At 48.7% G+C, this 17,324-nt stretch carries 14 protein-coding genes and 2 pseudogenes; 3 read left to right on the top strand and 13 right to left on the bottom strand.

What is annotated here, in order from left to right; genetic code table 11:
• Nucleotides 1–172: 172 nt before the first annotated feature.
• The 6 genes from GCWU000341_RS03945 to GCWU000341_RS03920 are packed head-to-tail and all read right to left on the bottom strand — an operon-like array spanning nt 173 to nt 7,604.
• Nucleotides 173–1,903: an ABC transporter ATP-binding protein gene (locus GCWU000341_RS03945; protein WP_009214456.1), complete on the bottom strand. Its 1,731-nt coding sequence runs from the start codon at nt 1,901–1,903 to the stop codon at nt 173–175.
• A complete protein-coding gene (locus GCWU000341_RS03940; RefSeq protein ID WP_009214455.1) occupies nt 1,897–3,681 on the bottom strand; it encodes an ABC transporter ATP-binding protein in 1,785 nt (594 codons plus the stop codon). The genes GCWU000341_RS03945 and GCWU000341_RS03940 overlap by 7 nt, the downstream gene beginning before the upstream one ends.
• Nucleotides 3,682–3,730: 49 nt before the next feature.
• Nucleotides 3,731–4,540 (bottom strand): ABC transporter ATP-binding protein, encoded by an 810-nt coding sequence (locus GCWU000341_RS03935; RefSeq protein ID WP_040653423.1) that lies wholly within the window; start codon nt 4,538–4,540, stop codon nt 3,731–3,733.
• Between the two features lie 10 nt (nt 4,541–4,550).
• A complete protein-coding gene (locus GCWU000341_RS03930) occupies nt 4,551–5,552 on the bottom strand; it encodes a FecCD family ABC transporter permease (protein ID WP_009214452.1) in 1,002 nt (333 codons plus the stop codon).
• A complete protein-coding gene (locus GCWU000341_RS03925) occupies nt 5,552–6,538 on the bottom strand; it encodes a FecCD family ABC transporter permease (RefSeq protein WP_155812628.1) in 987 nt (328 codons plus the stop codon). Before GCWU000341_RS03925 ends, GCWU000341_RS03930 begins: the two co-directional genes overlap by 1 nt.
• A 31-nt stretch (nt 6,539–6,569) precedes the next feature.
• On the bottom strand, nt 6,570–7,604 hold the full coding sequence (locus tag GCWU000341_RS03920; RefSeq protein WP_040653422.1) for an ABC transporter substrate-binding protein: 1,035 nt from the start codon (nt 7,602–7,604) through the stop codon (nt 6,570–6,572).
• Between the two features lie 130 nt (nt 7,605–7,734).
• Between GCWU000341_RS03920 and GCWU000341_RS13040 the strand changes: the two genes are divergently transcribed.
• Nucleotides 7,735–8,640: a helix-turn-helix domain-containing protein gene (locus GCWU000341_RS13040; RefSeq protein WP_242651621.1), complete on the top strand. Its 906-nt coding sequence runs from the start codon at nt 7,735–7,737 to the stop codon at nt 8,638–8,640.
• Nucleotides 8,641–8,680: 40 nt separating this feature from the next.
• On the opposite strand, the pseudogene GCWU000341_RS13035 reads toward GCWU000341_RS13040, so the two are convergent.
• From GCWU000341_RS13035 to GCWU000341_RS03900, 4 genes and pseudogenes are all read right to left on the bottom strand, one after another.
• Nucleotides 8,681–9,029, bottom strand: a pseudogene (locus GCWU000341_RS13035) (transposase); the annotation flags it as partial.
• A gap of 118 nt (nt 9,030–9,147) precedes the next feature.
• Nucleotides 9,148–9,705 (bottom strand): DUF3841 domain-containing protein, encoded by a 558-nt coding sequence (locus GCWU000341_RS03910; RefSeq protein ID WP_009214447.1) that lies wholly within the window; start codon nt 9,703–9,705, stop codon nt 9,148–9,150.
• On the bottom strand, nt 9,674–10,294 hold the full coding sequence (locus GCWU000341_RS03905; protein WP_009214446.1) for a DUF3841 domain-containing protein: 621 nt from the start codon (nt 10,292–10,294) through the stop codon (nt 9,674–9,676). The genes GCWU000341_RS03910 and GCWU000341_RS03905 overlap by 32 nt, the downstream gene beginning before the upstream one ends.
• Before the next feature lie 270 nt (nt 10,295–10,564).
• On the bottom strand, nt 10,565–11,203 hold the full coding sequence (locus GCWU000341_RS03900; RefSeq protein ID WP_155812626.1) for a transposase: 639 nt from the start codon (nt 11,201–11,203) through the stop codon (nt 10,565–10,567).
• 330 nt (nt 11,204–11,533) lie between these two features.
• On the opposite strand from GCWU000341_RS03900, the gene GCWU000341_RS03890 reads away from it, so the two are divergent.
• Nucleotides 11,534–12,184 carry a TetR/AcrR family transcriptional regulator gene (locus GCWU000341_RS03890; protein ID WP_196794796.1) on the top strand — a complete coding sequence of 217 codons (651 nt, stop codon included), beginning with the start codon at nt 11,534–11,536 and terminating at the stop codon, nt 12,182–12,184.
• Between the two features lie 80 nt (nt 12,185–12,264).
• Here GCWU000341_RS03890 and GCWU000341_RS03885 read toward each other — a convergent pair whose 3' ends face one another.
• The 3 genes from GCWU000341_RS03885 to GCWU000341_RS03870 form a co-directional block, all read right to left on the bottom strand.
• Entirely contained in the window at nt 12,265–13,788 is a 1,524-nt protein-coding gene (locus tag GCWU000341_RS03885; protein ID WP_009214442.1) for a BCCT family transporter, read from the bottom strand.
• A gap of 106 nt (nt 13,789–13,894) precedes the next feature.
• Nucleotides 13,895–15,196 carry a glycine/betaine/sarcosine/D-proline family reductase selenoprotein B gene (locus GCWU000341_RS03875; RefSeq protein ID WP_081443140.1) on the bottom strand — a complete coding sequence of 434 codons (1,302 nt, stop codon included), beginning with the start codon at nt 15,194–15,196 and terminating at the stop codon, nt 13,895–13,897.
• A 17-nt stretch (nt 15,197–15,213) separates the two neighbouring features.
• The gene (locus tag GCWU000341_RS03870; RefSeq protein WP_009214439.1) at nt 15,214–16,539 is read right to left on the bottom strand and encodes a glycine/sarcosine/betaine reductase component B subunit; all 1,326 of its coding nucleotides are present in this window, start codon (nt 16,537–16,539) and stop codon (nt 15,214–15,216) included.
• A gap of 475 nt (nt 16,540–17,014) precedes the next feature.
• Between GCWU000341_RS03870 and GCWU000341_RS13730 the strand changes: the two are divergent.
• Nucleotides 17,015–17,324, top strand: a pseudogene (locus tag GCWU000341_RS13730) (transposase); the annotation flags it as partial.

Below are 17,324 nucleotides of genomic sequence, written 5' to 3'. Positions count from 1 at the left end.
TCAAACAAAGAGGGCATATCATAGAGTTATTTAGCTGTCACTATATAAGTGCCAGCGTTATATCGCTCGGTTTCACCACATGCGGCGAAGATAAATAACATACAGATAACGCAGAATCCCACACATAGTATTCTTCTCCTGAAAATTATCCGCCCTATAATGCCTCTGTTTTTTAAGCAATACTCCATCCTTCCGCACATTCACGAATTTCAATAAACCGTCGATATAATCCATTTTGACAAATTAGCTTCTGATGAGTTCCTTTCTGAACAATACGCCCTTGGTCCACCACCAGAATTTGATCAGCATGTTCAATAGTTGCCAGTCGGTGAGCAATCACAATCACGGTTTTTCCCATTGTGAGTTCGCTGATTGCCTGCTGAATCAGATGCTCATTCTCTGGATCAATACTCGCTGTAGCCTCATCCAAAATTACAATCGGCGCATTTTTTAGAATGGCTCGCGCGATTGAAATGCGTTGCCTTTCGCCACCAGACAGAGTGGAGCCGCCTTCTCCCACAACAGTTTGGTAGCCCTCTGGCAGATTCAAAATAAAATCATGGCATCGGGCTTTTCGTGCGGCTTCTATTATTTCTTCGTACGCAGCATGTGGATTTCCAAACCGGATGTTGTTCTCAATTGTGTCGTTAAAAAGATACACCTTTTGAAATACGGTAGAAATGTGACTCAACAATGCATCCGTAGTAAGATCGCGCACATCAATTCCACCAATACATACTGCACCTTTCTGGACATCCCAAAGGCGCATAATAAGGTTGGCAATGGTAGATTTCCCAGCACCAGATGGTCCAACCAATGCAGTGACGCTTCGCTCTGGAACGCAGAAACTGACATGATCCAGGACAACATCCGTTCCATAGGAAAACTCAACATCTTCAAACTCAATCTCAAATTGAGTTAACGCAGTTTGAGAACCCTCTATAATCCGAGAAATCCGCTTTATTGCCTCATAACGATCCAAACAAGCTTCCATGATACGAATTTGACTGGACATCGATCCCAATGCCTGTATGGGTGAAAAAATAAAAAACACATAGATCAGGAGCATCATAGTGGTCGGAAGTGAACTCTGCCCATTGATGCATCGGAGAAGTGTAACAAATATCATCAAGGCTATCCCAACTGAAAAGCATAATTGGTAGCAGATGTTCGGTTTCATGAATTTCACCTCAAATGTAAGCGCCTTATTGCAGCTATCTTTAATCGTTGTACAAATCCGTTTTGCTCTATCGGCACTCAAATTCAGTGATTTTACTACTGATATGCCATGTATGTATTCCAAGACCGCATCGGTCAGTTCAGCGGATTGCTTCTGGCGGATAGCAGACTGCTCACTTCCGACTCTTTGGACCCATTCTAAAACAACCATCGCAACACAGGTAACTGCCAGCGCCGTAAATGCCACAACCCGATCCACAAAAAACAGCATAATGCAACTGCTTAATATGCCACAATAGCCGTTTATAACCTTGTCTAACGCAGCCATTCCATGTTCTTCCACGAACAGCAAATCAAAAGTTATGGCAGATATAATATTCCCAATTGTACCTTCTCCAAAGTAGCCCATGGGAAGTTGTTTCAACCGTTCTCCTACCGACAGTCTTTCCTCCGCGCATATCTGATACCCTGTGCCGCTTTCTAATTGAACAAATAGCCGTTTGAGAATACAGCATATCAGCAGGGCCGCCAATATCCCCCACGCATAATAGGCAATATGTCGGGACTCAAGAGAATGCTCCATAGCCTGGGTAAACATGAGGACTGTCAATAAAACCGGAGTATTATACAGCATACTTTCCAGAAAGCTAAGAATAAAAGACAGTTTCAGTTGTTTTGCGTATATTCCGGAAAAACGAAGAGCTCTTAAAATAAATCTTAGCACTCAACCTCACTCCTTTCTGGCACCGTGGTGTTGCCTTTTCTGACATTCCATTGAGATGACCGGGTGTAGGTTTTCCACATGCGCCGGTATAGTGGGGAGGTGTCCATAAGATCACTATGAGTACCTTGCGCCACAATCCTTCCTTGATCCATAACAATGATATTGTTTGCATTTTGGATGGTTGATAATCTATGTGCAATAACGATCAGCGTTTTCCCTTGAATAAGATTATTAAGAGATCGCTGTATCTTATCTTCATTTTCGGGATCAGCAAAGGAAGTCGCTTCATCCAAAATGATGATAGGCGCATTTTTCAGCATGGCACGAGCAATAGAAACTCGCTGTCGTTGCCCACCGGATAGCTTTTCTCCTCCATCTCCAACAATTGTGTGGTATCCATCAGGGCAATTAACAATAAATTCGTGGCATTGTGTCTCTTTTGCAATTTTTATAACTTCTTCATCACTGGCCTCCGGCCGTCCCATTCGGATATTTTCCAAAATGCTGGTGTTGAACAAAAAAATGTCTTGAGACACATAGCTCATTAAACTGGCCAAAGCGTGATAAGAATAAGATCGTATATCAATCCCTCCAATCTGGATGCCCCCGGCCCCAACATCCCAAAATCGGGAAATCAATTTAGCGAGGGTAGACTTACCCGCGCCAGACTCTCCCACCAGTGCAGTAACCATATTTTCTTTTGCACAAAAGGAAATATGGTGCAACACTTCATTTCCGCCATAAAAAAAAGAAATATCCCTGCACTCTACATCAAAGTGGTCTGGCATATCATCAATATTACCTTCCTCCAATTCCTGCATATCAAATATGCGTTCCAGTTTTTCCGCTTTTATACTCAATTGCGGAAGCATCGGAATAAATTCCACGAGTCTAAACATGGGAAACCCCACTCCAACCCCCATAAGACAGCAGAGCACGAATTGATCAAGCGCAATACATCCTCCTAACAGAAAAATCGCTCCCAACGGAAGCATAAAGCAAAGCGTAGCCGGCAGGAATACGCTGTAAACAGCCATAAAACTCCAAGATACTCCAAACCATTCCAGCGTCCGTTGCCGATAGCGTTTAACACTTTCCCCATATTTTCGGAATGAAGCGGAAGTCTGGCCGAATACTTTTATGACTTCCATACCTGAAATGTATTCCACAATAGCCTCGTTCATTTGTTTTGACACTTGATAATAGAGCTGAATGCGAGTTTTTCCGGTCCGCAGCATCCCCCAAAACGCAATGCATCCGATAGGCAAGACTGCCAGAGAGAGAAGTGCCATACGCCAGTCCACTACAAATAATGCTCCGGTTACCACTAAAAATGAAAGCAAATTTGCAAGACCTTCCGGAAGTGCATGAGCCAGAATCAGCTCCATATCTTCCACATTCTCTAAAAAAGATTTTTTCAATTCACCGGGACCAATTTCAATAATTGTTCCCATGGGCATACGAAGCAATTTTTCGGCCAGCCGTTCCCTCATATTCTGTAGGGTCTTATAAGCTAAAAAATGCGAGGCTATCAGCCCAGCGTTCGTACAGCAGGTTTTCAAAATAAGACAGATAGCAATGCCAACAGATACCACGACCGCTAAGTTTGTATCTACAGCAGCGCCGGATAAGAAGCGGCTCAGTACAGTGGAGATCAGGAAAAATGGGATCAGCCCAGCAAGCACACCAACAAACAAGAAAAAAACGGCATAGATCAGATATTTGAAAAAATCCTTTGCGTATTTCGAGATTTTGCGAAATGCATAAAATATTCGCATACCGACTCCTCCGATTAAAGAAAACCTTGGCCTCCAGGCTTAATTTTCGTTAAAGAGTATCCTTGGAAGGATGCCTACAAAGGTCGTAGGGCAGGCAGAGCTGAGTGTGAAATACCGGATGGGAAAAGGGTACAGATTCCACATCAAACACAATACGAAGGACTTCTGGTGTTATCACCTGCCGGGGAGTCCCCTCAAACTCTTTTATTCCATTGCGAACTGCAACTACATAGTCTGAAAACATTGCAGCATGATTTAGGTCGTGAATGACCATAACAATGGTCACACCCTGGTCACGATTGAGCTGCACCAACAATTGCATAATGTCAAGCTGGTGTGCAATATCTAAAAAAGTAGTTGGCTCGTCCAATAAGAGCATATCTGTTTTCTGAGCTAAAGCCATAGCAATCCATACTCGCTGCCGCTGTCCACCGGAAAGCGAATCCACCTCACGATGGGCAAAGTCCAGGACACCACATGCTTTCATTGCCCAATGAACGACTTCAAGATCTTCCGCTGTAAGTCCACTGAACCTGCGTCGATGTGGATAGCGTCCATTTTCAACCAGTTCCTCAACGGTAAGCGCATCTGGGCATTGTGCATTTTGAGGCAAAATCGCAAGTCTTCTGGCGATTTCCTTAGTGGGTATCTGATAGATAGATTTTCCGTCCAAGCAAACATTTCCTTGATCCTTTGGAATCAGACGGGTCAGTGCCTTTAGAATAGTTGATTTTCCAGAGCCATTTGCTCCGATTAAAGATGTAATCTTTCCGCTGGGAATTGATAAGTCAAGTTCTCGAATATGGAAACCATCCGTATAACCGGCGGAAAGACCATTGGCATAGAGTTCTACGGACATAGAAAACCTCCTATCTGTATTGTCTGCGCAGTAAATAAAGAAAATATGGCGTAGCAAGGATCGACACTATTACTCCGGCGGGAAGTTCTGTGGGTTGGAATATCCCGCGCCCAATAGAGTCTGCTGTCATGCAGATAGTCATTCCGATTAAGGCCGACCCCAGCAGCAAAAATTGGTGTTGAGCACCAAGCACTCGCCGCGCTATATGAGGGGCAACCAAACCGATAAAACTTAGTCCACCGCATACTGCGATACATGCGGCTGCAAGTCCAACTGACAAAAATAAGAGCAGCCTCCGTTTCCTCTCTACGCCCAGTCCCAGCCCAGTGGCCACCGAATCTCCCAACACAAGCACATCTAAGTGCCGCGTTTGGGCAAGCGTAAATGGTACCATAATTCCCAGATAAATCAGTAATGAAAGCACATGCTTCCAACTGGTTCCCCAAAAAGTTCCGACCATCCAACGAGAAACCATCTGAAAGTTACTGTTCTCCAATCCAGTTGCCATAATGAGCATAATGGCATAAAGGCCTGCCGCTGCTGCGATACCGCCCAAAAGAAAATAGCCGGAGTTTAGACGGCCACTTCGGAAGGCAAATAGATATAAAAGCAGAGCCACCACAAGTGCCCCTACAAACGCAAATATTGGCATAAAAAGGGTTGAATTTGTGTGGAAGTCCGGAAAATAAACCAAAAATACCATGACGGCCACGGCCGCACCATTATTGATCCCTAAAATTCCGGGATCAGCTAAGGGATTTCCTGTTACTGACTGTAGTATGCAGCCAGAGAGCCCTAATCCTGCCCCGCATAACAAAGAAACTAAGATACGGGGCAGGCGTATCTGTTGTATGATGAGTCTGGTGCTGGACTCTCCGTTTCCCAATAGCCCTTTGAAAATATCAGCAAGAGACAGATGGCTGTAGCCTGCATTGATGGAAACAATAAATACGATAAATGCCGCCGCAGCCATGGTGCAAAGAAAGAACATTTTTAAGGCATTTCGATTCATTATTTCCACCGTCTTTTCCGCTTTTGATAAGTTAATGCTAAAAAGAATGGGACCCCCAGGACAGATACCAATGCCCCTACAGGGATATCGTATGGGGCGTTGAGCATACGGGCACTGACATCCGCCAAGACCATGAGAAGGGATCCGCTTAACAAGGATACTGGCAAAATTTTTCGGTAGTCTGTGCCCACAAGGAAACGGGCAATATGCGGAACCATAAGACCCACAAAAGAAATTCCGCCCGCAATCGCCACGCAGCTCCCCGCCAAAACAAGGGAAACAAGCATCCCTGATATCTGGACATACTTTACAGAAACTCCTAATCCAGTGGCGCTTTCCTGACCTAACGCCAAAATTGAGAGCGCTGGCCCAAGTAGTAGTCCCGCAGCCATTGCCAGAAGCATCCACGGTATTGCAATATAAATCTGATTCCATGTAAGTCCGCTGAGGCTCCCCGACTGCCAAAAAGAAAGATCCTTTGCCAAACCAAAACAAAGAGAAATCCCTTGGCTAATCGCATTAAAGAGTGCTGAAACTGCGGAACCTGCCAATAGTAACCGCAAAGGAGTGATATTCCGCCCCTTCGCAGTCCCAAAACCATAGGTAAGCACAGCGCCAAGACAGGCTCCTAAAAACGCGCAGGCCATGACCCGGTGAAAGGATGTTGCTGAAAAAACGACCATACTTATCGAAACTAAAAATCCGGCACCGGCATTTATTCCCAAGAGTCCTGTATCTGCAAGGGGATTATTCCCAATCCCCTGCATAATAGCCCCTGATAATGCCAAAGCAGCTCCAATCAAAACGGCACCAACCGCACGCGGAAGACGAAGTTCCAGTATGACCTGATGGACGGTAGAATTAGGGTCGAAGTTTGTCAAAGACTCCCACACTGCCAACAAGCTGCTCCCAGCCACACCAATACAAGCAGATAGAACTACGGAAGCCAAAATAGCAATAGACAACTCCAGAAGCAATGGAAGCAAGGGTATCTTCCTGTTAGGATGTTTTAACTGTTCAGTTTGCATCTTGGATATTGATGTGGTTCAAAATAGCATCAGTGAGCAATTGCATATACATAAGTTTTCCTTCAGGTGTATAGGAGAGATTATACTGAGTCTCATTATTGCCCAAATAGACATTTCCATTTTTCACTGCCTTTAGGTTTTGCCATACAGGGTTATCCTCCAGTTCTCCCAAAGTGCCGTCATCACTGGTAAAGATAATATGATCAGCATCAACAGTGGCGAGAGATTCGAGATCAACGACATTCGCCCATGTATCCTCCGGCGTGATCTCTGTATGGTTGAGTTTTAGGTCAGAAAAAATGATTTCACCGGGGCCTGCAGTTACACCATAGATATAATAGGAACCAAAGGCCACGGTATTTCTCTCCAAGACTGCAAAGGTTTCATCCCCGACTACTTCCTGAATTTGCGCGGATAGCTCCGCCGCCGTTGCGTCATACTCCGCCAGCCATTCGTCTACAGTATCTCGTTTATTAAACCAGTCGCCAAGATCTCGGAATCGGCTGCGCCACCGAACATAGTTGTAATCGTCATTCATCATAATCGTAGGCGCAATCTGACTGAGCTGGTCATATATTTTTTCGCTATACATGTTCATGAGAATAAGGTCCGGTTTCAGTTCCGCAATGCGTTCCACATTGATGTCCGTCATGCCGGAATAATTACCCACTACTTCAACGCCATTTTTATCGAAATATTCTCGCAAATGGCCAGGAACGGTTGTCCCATCATACATGCTGGTATTCGCACTGGCGATAAAGGGAATCCCCAAAATCATCAATTCCTCAGCGGAGCCAGAAATGTCTATCAGACGCTGAGGATTAACCGGGATTTCGGTCTCGCCTTTCTGATGTCGAACTACCTTAGTTTCCACTTGATTGGAAGACGAGCTATAGGGGGCCGGATTATCAGAAGTAGAGGGCTTTGTTTCTGTAGTGCAGGCGGCCAGCAGACAGAATGACAGAGATAAGACGGATATAATTGAAATCATCCGCATAAATTTACTGTGTTTTTTTGTGCTCATAATACCGCTCCTTCGTTAGTTTCAATACAAGGTTAGATATAGCTAACCTTGTAAAAATATGATACACTGAAAACTATCATAAGTCTAACGGTAGGCGGAATGACATTGATGGTAAACGGAATACGCGGGGATGGACAGAATGAACCAGCTATATCAGCATAATAAAACTACAGGGTGGCATGCTCAAGACATTACGCTTCAAAATGGAATGCGAATTTCATTGTGGTCCTGCCATTTTACAGACCACTTCCAGCATCGGGCATCCGTACTCTCTCCTTTCTTTGGAATTAGCTATGTACTTAGTGGAAGAGCTTTGTGCCAGATGGATCGTGAAGCAATCGAATTTTTAGCGGGAACCCCGTATTTACAATTTCTCACTGATGTAAACTGCTCCACTGAGTATAAGCCTGGGGAATACTTTTCTCATTTGCAGATTTGCCTGCCCCCAAAAACCTTTGACCGCTACTGGCTCATGGCTGGTGGGAGTAGTCGTTTGACATTCCAATCTTTTTCACACAGTCAGGGCTTTGATATTCGCTGCATGGAATTATCGCTGCCTGAAAAACTGCTACTTTCTGCTCTGCTCAGAGAATTGGAAGCATTTACTCAGACGCAAAATCGCTTATTGCTGGAATGCCATTGTCTGGAACTTTTGTCCGTTAATCTATGTCGATTAAACGGAAGAGAACATTGCCAAAATGCACATTCTTACAAAAGGGAAACGATGGAACGAGCCCGCGAAGTCTTACTGACTCGATTGGAAAATCCACCAACCTTAACTGAACTGTCCAGAATCGTGGGGACTAATGAGTGTACTCTGAAACGCGACTTTAAGGAAACCTTTGGATGTACAGTTTATAATTTTGTTCAAGAAAATCGATTAGAAAAAGCCTATCAGTTGATAACTGGCTGCGGATATAATGTCTCTGATAGTGCTTTTGCTGTGGGATATAGCAATTTGAGCCACTTCTCCAAGGTGTTCAAAATAAGATTTGGTATTTCCCCTGGGAAGATAGCTCGTAAAACACAATCTTAATTAGTGTCTGCTCAGCAACCCCGGGGGCAAATGCCAGCCGTTCTGAGCTGATATTGAAGCTCGGACACCGCCAGATGTTCAGTATTGCACCTTGAAAAACCGTTGACAGAAATTCGGCAAAAGAAAAGGCTGGCAGCCTGTCCACATTCATCGCGATGACAGACAGAACGATGGAACTTCTGGTCGTGGTATCCAGTTTTGTACGGATAAAGCCCAGCCCAAAACAACGCTTAGCAAGACTGAAGTTCCTTTCGGCTTCGGTCTACATGTTCCCGTTTCCTGTCGATGGAAGGATCTTTCTTCGGCCTCCCAAGCGCAGGGCCGGACAGTCTGATTCTATGGAGTCTGCAGTAGGTAAGGTTCTTCCGATTCCGATAGGTTGAGGTGATATACTAACGTTGTAACACCAATGGCTTAATGAGTATAATAAGCTTAGTAAAGGGCATAAGCAGGCGATTTCGGAAGAGCGAATCGCTTATGCCGGGCTCTCAAGGTATAAGCGCGGCATCAGAGCACAGAGTAATCCATGAGCCACTCCTTCTTAAGCTGCCAGACCGCCGCCTGCCGATAGCTTTTCCCGATCGCTTCCTCCTCCGCTTCAAACAGTTTCCTCCAGCTCTTTTGGATCTTCGCCCTTTGCAGAGGATAAAAGGCGCTTTGAAAGACGCTCTCCTCGCTCCGGATCCCCTGCCGGAGAAGCTCCCTTCGAAAGCACTCCCTCTCCTCCTCTCCCCCAAGATAGGAGAGATTCAGGATCCGGTTCCAGTCCCGGGCATCAAAAAAGAGCAGCTCCTCCCGCGGGATTTCCAGGCGCATCAGAATCTCTCCCTCCGCCCGGAAGAGGCTCTGACTGTCGGAGAAAAGCCAGACCGGGGATTCCGCCCCCTCCGGAGCCGCTATCCGGGAGCGAAGCTCCCGGATGAAAAAGTCATAGGCCGTTTGAAAGATCCAGGCGCTCTCCCCGTACTTCTCCATCACATAGCTTCTCTTCACCCGATAGCAGCCGGAGGAGAGAAGCTCCTCCAGCACTCTCTTATTCTGGACCGTCCAAAGCTCCCTTTTCATAGCTTCTGACCTCCCTGATCCACTCGCTCCGAAGCTCCCAGCTCGTCGCAGCAACGCCGCGCTCTGTGTCATCGGGGCGGAGCGTGAAAATCCTCTCCCAGCTTTTCTCCACCTCTCTCTTTAAGATAGGATAGAAGTTCCCCTTCTCTGTCAAAAAAAGCTCGTCATCGCTCTTCAGACCGTTTTTCCGAAGCTCCGCCCTGTGCCTCTCCTCATCCTCCCGGCTGAGAGCGACATAGAAATAATTTACGACATAGCCCCAGGCCTCATAATTACAGAGCAGATAGGCTTCCGCAGGAAGCTCCACAGCGAGGATCTCGCTGCCCTTCACCGGCTGGAGCATCCTGTCCTCCGTCAGATTAAACCAGATCGGATAGGGCGCCCCTCCCGTATCCAGGATGCGGGATGCGGCCCTTGTATACCAGCGGTAGAGCCTGTCGTAGTAGCCGCTCATGTTCCCGTTCTTCTTCTCAAGGTACTCCTGCTTTACGCGGTATCTTCCGCTCCTCTCCAGCTCTCTCCGAAGCTCCGGACTCTGCCTGGTCCATAGGATCCGGCTTTTCCCCTCCTCGATCTGCATCCGGTTCATCTTCCGCTCTCCCTTCCCCTCCTTGGGACCAGCCTCGATAGCGAGCCGATCATCTCTAAGCTGAGCTTTTTATATTCAGCCCCGAAGCCCCCTGTTCCAGCCAGAGCAGCTGCTCCAAAGCGGCCTTACGTAACATGATTTGTTGGAGCTTAGCCCATGTATTTGGAAATATCTATATCTTACTTGGCAATTTTCACATAATAAGGGGGCAGATATTTCATGTCCTGAGCAAGTCTCATCATTCTTATAGCGACTCCCGCAACCTACGATCTATATAGAATTTCTTACAACATACACCTTTCTTATTTGTGGGAAGTATAGGATATATACGGTATCAAAACCTCCATTTTTTACATGCATTTTCCAGTAATACTTTTCTTTAAAATTGGGATACCATTCATATTTTACTTTAAGATCTGAGAGAGTTTTTTTTACGGCATACTCTATCTTCTTTTCTTTGGCGGTATTATAAGTGCTGCCAGCTTTTTCATCTGTCAAGTAGATAATCACTTGCGAGCCATCTCCAGTAAACGACTCTTCCTGTTCATTCAATAATAGTCTTTGTATTTTGGGAAGTGTTATATTTAAGTCTGATTTATATATTCTTTCTATAGAGAAATAATATTTCCCAAAGCAGAATATTATGATGATTATCCCTGTGATCGCTGGGTATATCAATAATAAAGCTATGGAAAGCCCTTTATGAAATGCGTAGTTTATAGTTGTAAGATATTTCCTTTTTTTCATCAGTGAAACCGTACCTCCTCTGAAATACCTGTCTCTCCACAAATAAAGGCTCGTGCTGCTGCATCCCGGTTCTTTTGATACTGATTTTACCGATTCTCCTCTCTCAAAGCAAGATTTTACTGCATTTTTCTTCTCTTCAATGGATAAATAGATAGCTGGCACATTCGCTGAGGAAGACGGTCCGGATGATCTCTGAGCTTCTTTCCATCACCGCTTTTCTCCAATGGATAAAGCGTTTCTCTACCGGGAAATCCCAGTGTTTGGATTGTTTTCGTCACCGAAGCACATTTATGATACAGCCTTAACGCTTTCATTCCCTGCTTCTTGGAATCCATTCTTTCAGTCCCTTCCGGGTCCTGTCAGAGTCCGGGTTTCAGAGCCCCGGAAGCCAAGCGGCAAGGCATGAAGCTTGTCACTCCCCGAAAAGCCTGTTATACTCTCCGGGGAGAAATTCCGGACTCATTCACATTCATTTCACGGGACAGCGCGCATATGTCTGCAAAAAACAAGGATCTGGCATGCCAAAGGATGCGGGAATTCGTCATAGCCACCAGAACTCTGATCGATGAGGAGGGAGAGGGGGCACTTTCCATCCGGAGAATCGCAGAGATCGCCGGATATCACAACTCCACCATCTTTCTCTATTTTAAGGATCTGGACGCGCTCCTCGCTCTGGTCTCCATCGGATACCTCTCGGAGTACAACAGCTCCCTGGCAAGCCTCAGCCAGAAAAGGCTCTCCGCCCTCCGCTACTTTTATGAGATCTGGGAATCCTTCTGCCTCAATGTCTTTCAGCATATCGAGCTCTCCCGCCGTTTTTTCTACGGGAAGTACCGGGACAAGCTCACGCAGTTCTTTATCCTGTATTACCATATCTTTCCGGAGGAGAGGAAGGCTTATACCGAGCTCATCGGAAAGATGTACTTCGGCCAGGATATCGCGTCCCGAAGTCTCTCCATCCTGCGCCCCCTGATCGGACGAAAGGACTGCAAGGTCACGGAGGAAAATGCGGAGATCCTCAACTCTCTGATCGTCGCCCTCCTCGATTCCATGCTCTCAAAAAGTCTTCTCCCGGAGGAAACGGACGCTTCCCGGCTCAGTGCATACTTTATGATCCGCCTTCACTTCCTGATTGACGCCTGAGATAGCACACATTTCCCTCAGGAAAAGCAAAACGCCGATGGAAGGAGGCGGATCTTTGGAAAGCGGAGAGGAGAATCTCTTTACGAATCCTTCCCCGCATGCTCGGGATCTCCCGCCCTCTCCTTCTTTAAGGCGATCACAAGAGAGGCCATCTCCGCAAACATGACAAAGATAAAGGGGAAGGCCGCACAGAGGGAGATGGTCTGCAGCGGCTTCAGGCCGCCGGCAAGCATCATTCCGATCGCCATTAAAGACTGTATCACGCCCCAGATCAGCATCTTTTTCTTCGGCGGGTTCATATTTCCGTCGGAGGAAAGCATGGAGAGGACAAAGGTCCCGGAATTCGCCGAGGTGATGAAGAAGGTATTCAGAAGCACGATCGAGACGATAGAGATCAGCTTCGTGAGAGGATAGTGCTGGAGGACGAGGAAAAGTCCCGTCTCCGGCGCCGCCGCGATCGCCTTCAGCGAGGCATCGTCCAAGACCCCGCTCTCCGCAAGGTGAAGACCGAGGGAGCCGAAGATCGAAAACCAGACGATGGAGGTCAGCGCCGGGACGATCGCGACGCCGAGGATAAACTCCCGTATCGTTCTCCCCCTCGAGATTCTCGCGATGAAGACTCCCACAAAGGGTGCCCAGGCGATGAACCAGGCCCAGTAGAAGATTCTCCAGTCAAAGGTCCACTGATTGTCCCCGTAGCCGTTGATGAGCACGGAGTCCTTGATGAAGTCCTGGAGATAGGAGCCGACTCCTCCGACCAGATTGTTCAGAATCTCAAGCTTCGGTCCGAGGAGAAAGGCCGCTGTCATAAGTCCCACAAAGAGATAGAGATTGACATCGGAGATCGCCTTGATCCCCTTCTCAATCCCGGATGCCGCCGTCCAGATATAGATGACGGAGATCAGCACGATGATGATAATCTGTACCGTGATATTCGAGGGAAGGCCGAGGACCATGTGCAGGCCCGAGTTGATCTGCATGACGCCGAGGCCGAGGGAGGTGACGATACCGGCCACCGTCGCAAATACCGCGAGGATGTCGACCAGCGTGCCGAGCCAGCCCTCCGCCCTCTCCTCTCCGATCAGCGGAATCAATGTCGTGCTGATCATCCCCTTTTTCTTCTTCCGGAATCCGAAATACGCAAGGGCCAGTCCGATGACGGAATAATTGGCCCAGGGAGAGACTCCCCAGTGCATATAGGCCGCCTTGACGGCGAAATTCGCGGCGTCCGGAGAGGAGGGCGTAATCCCCGCCGCGGGGCGAAGATAAAAGGACAGGGGCTCCGCCACCCCCCAAAATACCAGTCCCACGCCCATACCGCAGCCAAAGAGCATGGCAAACCAGGACAAGGTGCTGTACTCCGGTTTCTCCTGATCCTCCCCAAGACGGATATTCCCCCACTTACTGAAGGCGATAAAAACGGCGAAGAAGACAAAGGCCAGCATCGCCGCGCAGTAGAGCCAGCCGAAGTCTGTCGTAAAGAAGGTAAACATGGCGGAGGATGCGGCGGTGAAGCTCTGATTGAAGCCCACTGCCCAGATACAGATCAGCGCGCATATGATGAGCGCGATATAAAATACCAGATTATTTTTTTTCGTATTCATAAGCTGCTCCACCCAAAATCCGGGCTTTTGCAGACCCGGGAAGCTTCTCCGCCGGGCCGCAGAAGCCCTGTAAATCGTTCTTTCCCGCCTGATATGAGATCGATCTCTATACGGAGAAGACCGTCTGCTCCGAAATATCCGTTTCGAGGGCTTCGAGAGCCGCTCTTACTCTGTGAAGACGGAGCTTCCACTGATCCTCTTTGGAGGTCGCGGGATCTCCCAGAGGATAGGGGATCGAGATCGTCGGGACGATTCGATTCGCCCCCACCGTCTTCGAGACCGGGATCAGGTTGCACATATGAACGATCGGGATGCCGGCGCGCTCAATCACCTTGACCATCGTTGCACCGCAACGAGTACAGGTTCCTCACGTACTCACCATGATGCAGGCGTCGACCTTGTCCTTTTTTAAGAGAGGAAGAATTTCCTCCGTCATCCTGGCGGCCTCCTTCTCCGTCGTGCCGGTGCCGACCGTGGAGTAGAAATAGGGGTGCAGGCTTCCGTAGACTCCCTCCTTAAGAAGCTCCTTCATGGCGTCCACCGGCATGATGACATTCGGATCCGCATTCGCCGCCGCCGGGTCAAAGCCCGCGTGAACGGTCTTGAAGACGCCTCCCTCCAGCCTGTCCAGACCGGAGATGTCGTACTTCCCCCAGCGGGTCGCGGAGGCGGACTGAATCCGATCCGGATTGTCGACCGGAACCACTCCTCCCGTCGTAAGAAGCGCGATCCTCGCGTGCTTTAAGTCCTTGAGAGCCGGGGCGATCGGAACCTTGTCCTGCTTCGGGACGATGAGCTCCGAGACATAGGGCTCATTATGGATTCTCGCCCGGAGCATCTTCATGAAGCGATCCGCCGCGTTTTCCGATATGAAGACCTGATGGCGGTGTCCCGTCGGAAAGTACCCCTCCGAAGATGCCGGTCCGATCTCCTCCCCCGCGAGAATCTTGTTGGCGAGACCCGCGACCGCCTTAAGATCCTGCTTCATCTTGGAGGCGATGTTTCCGCCTCTCAGGATCAGGACATCCTTTCGAAACATCTCAACCCCGGGGTTCTCCTCATTCATGGAGGTAATGACCGGGACTCCGAAGCGCTCCTTCACCGCCCTGCATATCGTTCCGCAGGCGACGCCGTAGCGTCCCGCATTGAAGGCCGGGCCCGCGATGAAAATGTCGAAGGAGAGGGGAGAAAGGAAATCCAGGATCCGGGAAACGGCCTCCTCCGTATGGGATCCCATGTAGTTGTCCCCGCAGATGATGGTATCCGTGACCTCACAATCCTTCAGCTCCTGCTGATAGGCCAAAGCGGGGCCGATCTGTCCCTTGTGAAGGGACGGCGCCACATCCGCCGTATCCTCACCGCCCAGCTGTCCGAAGAATTGGTTAATATAGACAATGGCTTTCTTCATTGTGAGCACCCCTTTCCTTAAAAATCCATCATGGTCTTTTTCGACCAGCCGACCGTCTGATCCCCGCAGAAGAAGCCGTTGTTCTCCATGATGATGGAGCCGTCCTTCCGCACGGAGGGTCCGAGCTTCTCATCCCCCTCCCAGCCGCCGGAATTTCCGTCCCTTCCGAGTGCCTCCAGCTCTCCGAGCACGGTCTTCATCGGCGGAAGCTCCACAAGCTCCGAGACATTCCCCGTGGAAACCATGGCGACGAGCTTTTCATCCAGTGTCACAAGAGGCTGAGAGGCGCCATCCCTTCCGGTGCATTCGTTGGCGACGCCGACGACCTTGATCCCCGCACTTTCCAGCGCCGCAATCGCTCCCACATAGTCGGCGTCCGGGTTCCCATAGCCCTCCTCCGTCACAAGCGCAAAGTCCGCCCCGAGCTCCGTCGCCTGCTGGACGATCATCTGGATCACCCTCTCCTTCTGATCCATGGCGACATTCAGATTCGCCATGATCACGCCGAGGAAGTTGTAGTCCTTCCCGTCCTCTTCCATCAGCCTCCGTAGGATCGGGAAATTCTGAAAGTCGTAGGTCGACCACTTGGAGGAGCAGGGCATAAAGGAGCCGGATACAATGGCGCCGTCCAGCACCTCCTGCGGGCTCATCAAAGAGGGGAGATAGTGATTCATATCCCAGCCGTAGAGGAGATCATTGTATCCCATGGCCTCCATCTGGGACTGCGGCTGCAAAACCGCAACCACAGAGGGAAGGGCATTCCTCTCCCTGCTCCGCTTCGTGATCGGAACGGTCTCGTAGACCTCCCTGTCCTCCGGGCTGAGCTCTCTGACGCAGCTTCCGATGTATTCCGCGAGCCTGTGCCCGGCGCGGCGGAGCGCATCGTTCTTCTTCTGCTGCTCATACCTCTCAAATTCCTCATTCGTATCCGCCACCAGTACGAGGTTATGGAGCTCCCCGAAATAAGTAAACTTCTGCCCCGGTCCGCTCATATCGATGAGTCCGTCCTGAAAGCCTCCCCAGTGCCTCCCGACCACCAGGACACTGCAGTTTTTCAGGGCGTGGAGCGTCCCATTTCCCGACTGGCGGAGCGGGCTTGTGTAACCCGGGAAAAGCCCCTTACCGTCCGTGCGGGTCCTCGGCTCAATCGCCTCCTTGACGGGGCAGAGGCGGATCTCGTCTCCGGGCTTTGCGATGTAGAGCTCTGCCTCCGTGATCCTCCCGTCCTCCAGGATCCGCTTCAGCGCCTCCTCCTTGTTCACGCTGAGGATTCCGTCGCGGAAACTCAGCTCGTCCCCAAAGACGATGTCCTTCACATAGAAATTTCCGATTTCCAGTTTCATACCGCTCTTCTTCTCCTTTCCTGTTCATGGGACGAATTCCGTCCGTTTGGGGTTGAATTTGTGATTTTTTCACAAACAGTTTTTTAATAAGCGCGCTTATGTATCTGTATAAGTACTATAATCGCGCTTATTCGAAAAAGTCAATATAAATGCATAATATATTTTAAAATGCTATAAATAGAAAGGCCCCGGACCCTGCCAAACGGCAGGATCCGGGGTCCTCGTCCCCTTCTCTCCTTTTATTTAATGAAAGTTAAATACAACTTTCCCAACGGTTGGACTATAGGAAAGCCTATACTTTCGCTTCTGTAGTTGCCGTCGTTATTACTTGGTTTACCTGTCCGCTCGTAAAGCCCTGAAAACCAGCCTTTCTGAGCATCCGTATCTTGAAAATCTGTCGACATTTTCCGCCCCGTTTCCTTGATATATAGACTAATTAGATGTATAATAAGACTATACGAAAGGAGACCTGAAAGTGCCAATTCCGAAAGAAATCCTCGCCGTAGAACGCCCTAAGAACACAGTCGTTATCGCATATGGCAAGAACAAGGACCGGTTTGCAGTCCGTCAGCGGGTCGGCTGCAGGAACATCGATGGAAGACATCTTCCTGTCAATGGCCCGACCATCGGCCACATCATTGACGGCCGGTATGTTCCGATCATAAAGGAGACCACCGCTCCCGTCAGCCAGGCCAGAATCGACATGAAAGACTGGGCGGACATCATTCTCTTTGACAATGTTTTCCGCAGAATGTTGCCTGAACTCCAGAAAGTTTACTGCCAGG

This window comes from Oribacterium sp. oral taxon 078 str. F0262 (genome assembly GCF_000160135.1).
GTDB lineage: Bacteria > Bacillota > Clostridia > Lachnospirales > Lachnospiraceae > Oribacterium.
Note: the sequence above shows the minus strand (reverse complement) of the source record. Positions and strands in the feature narration are given on the sequence as shown.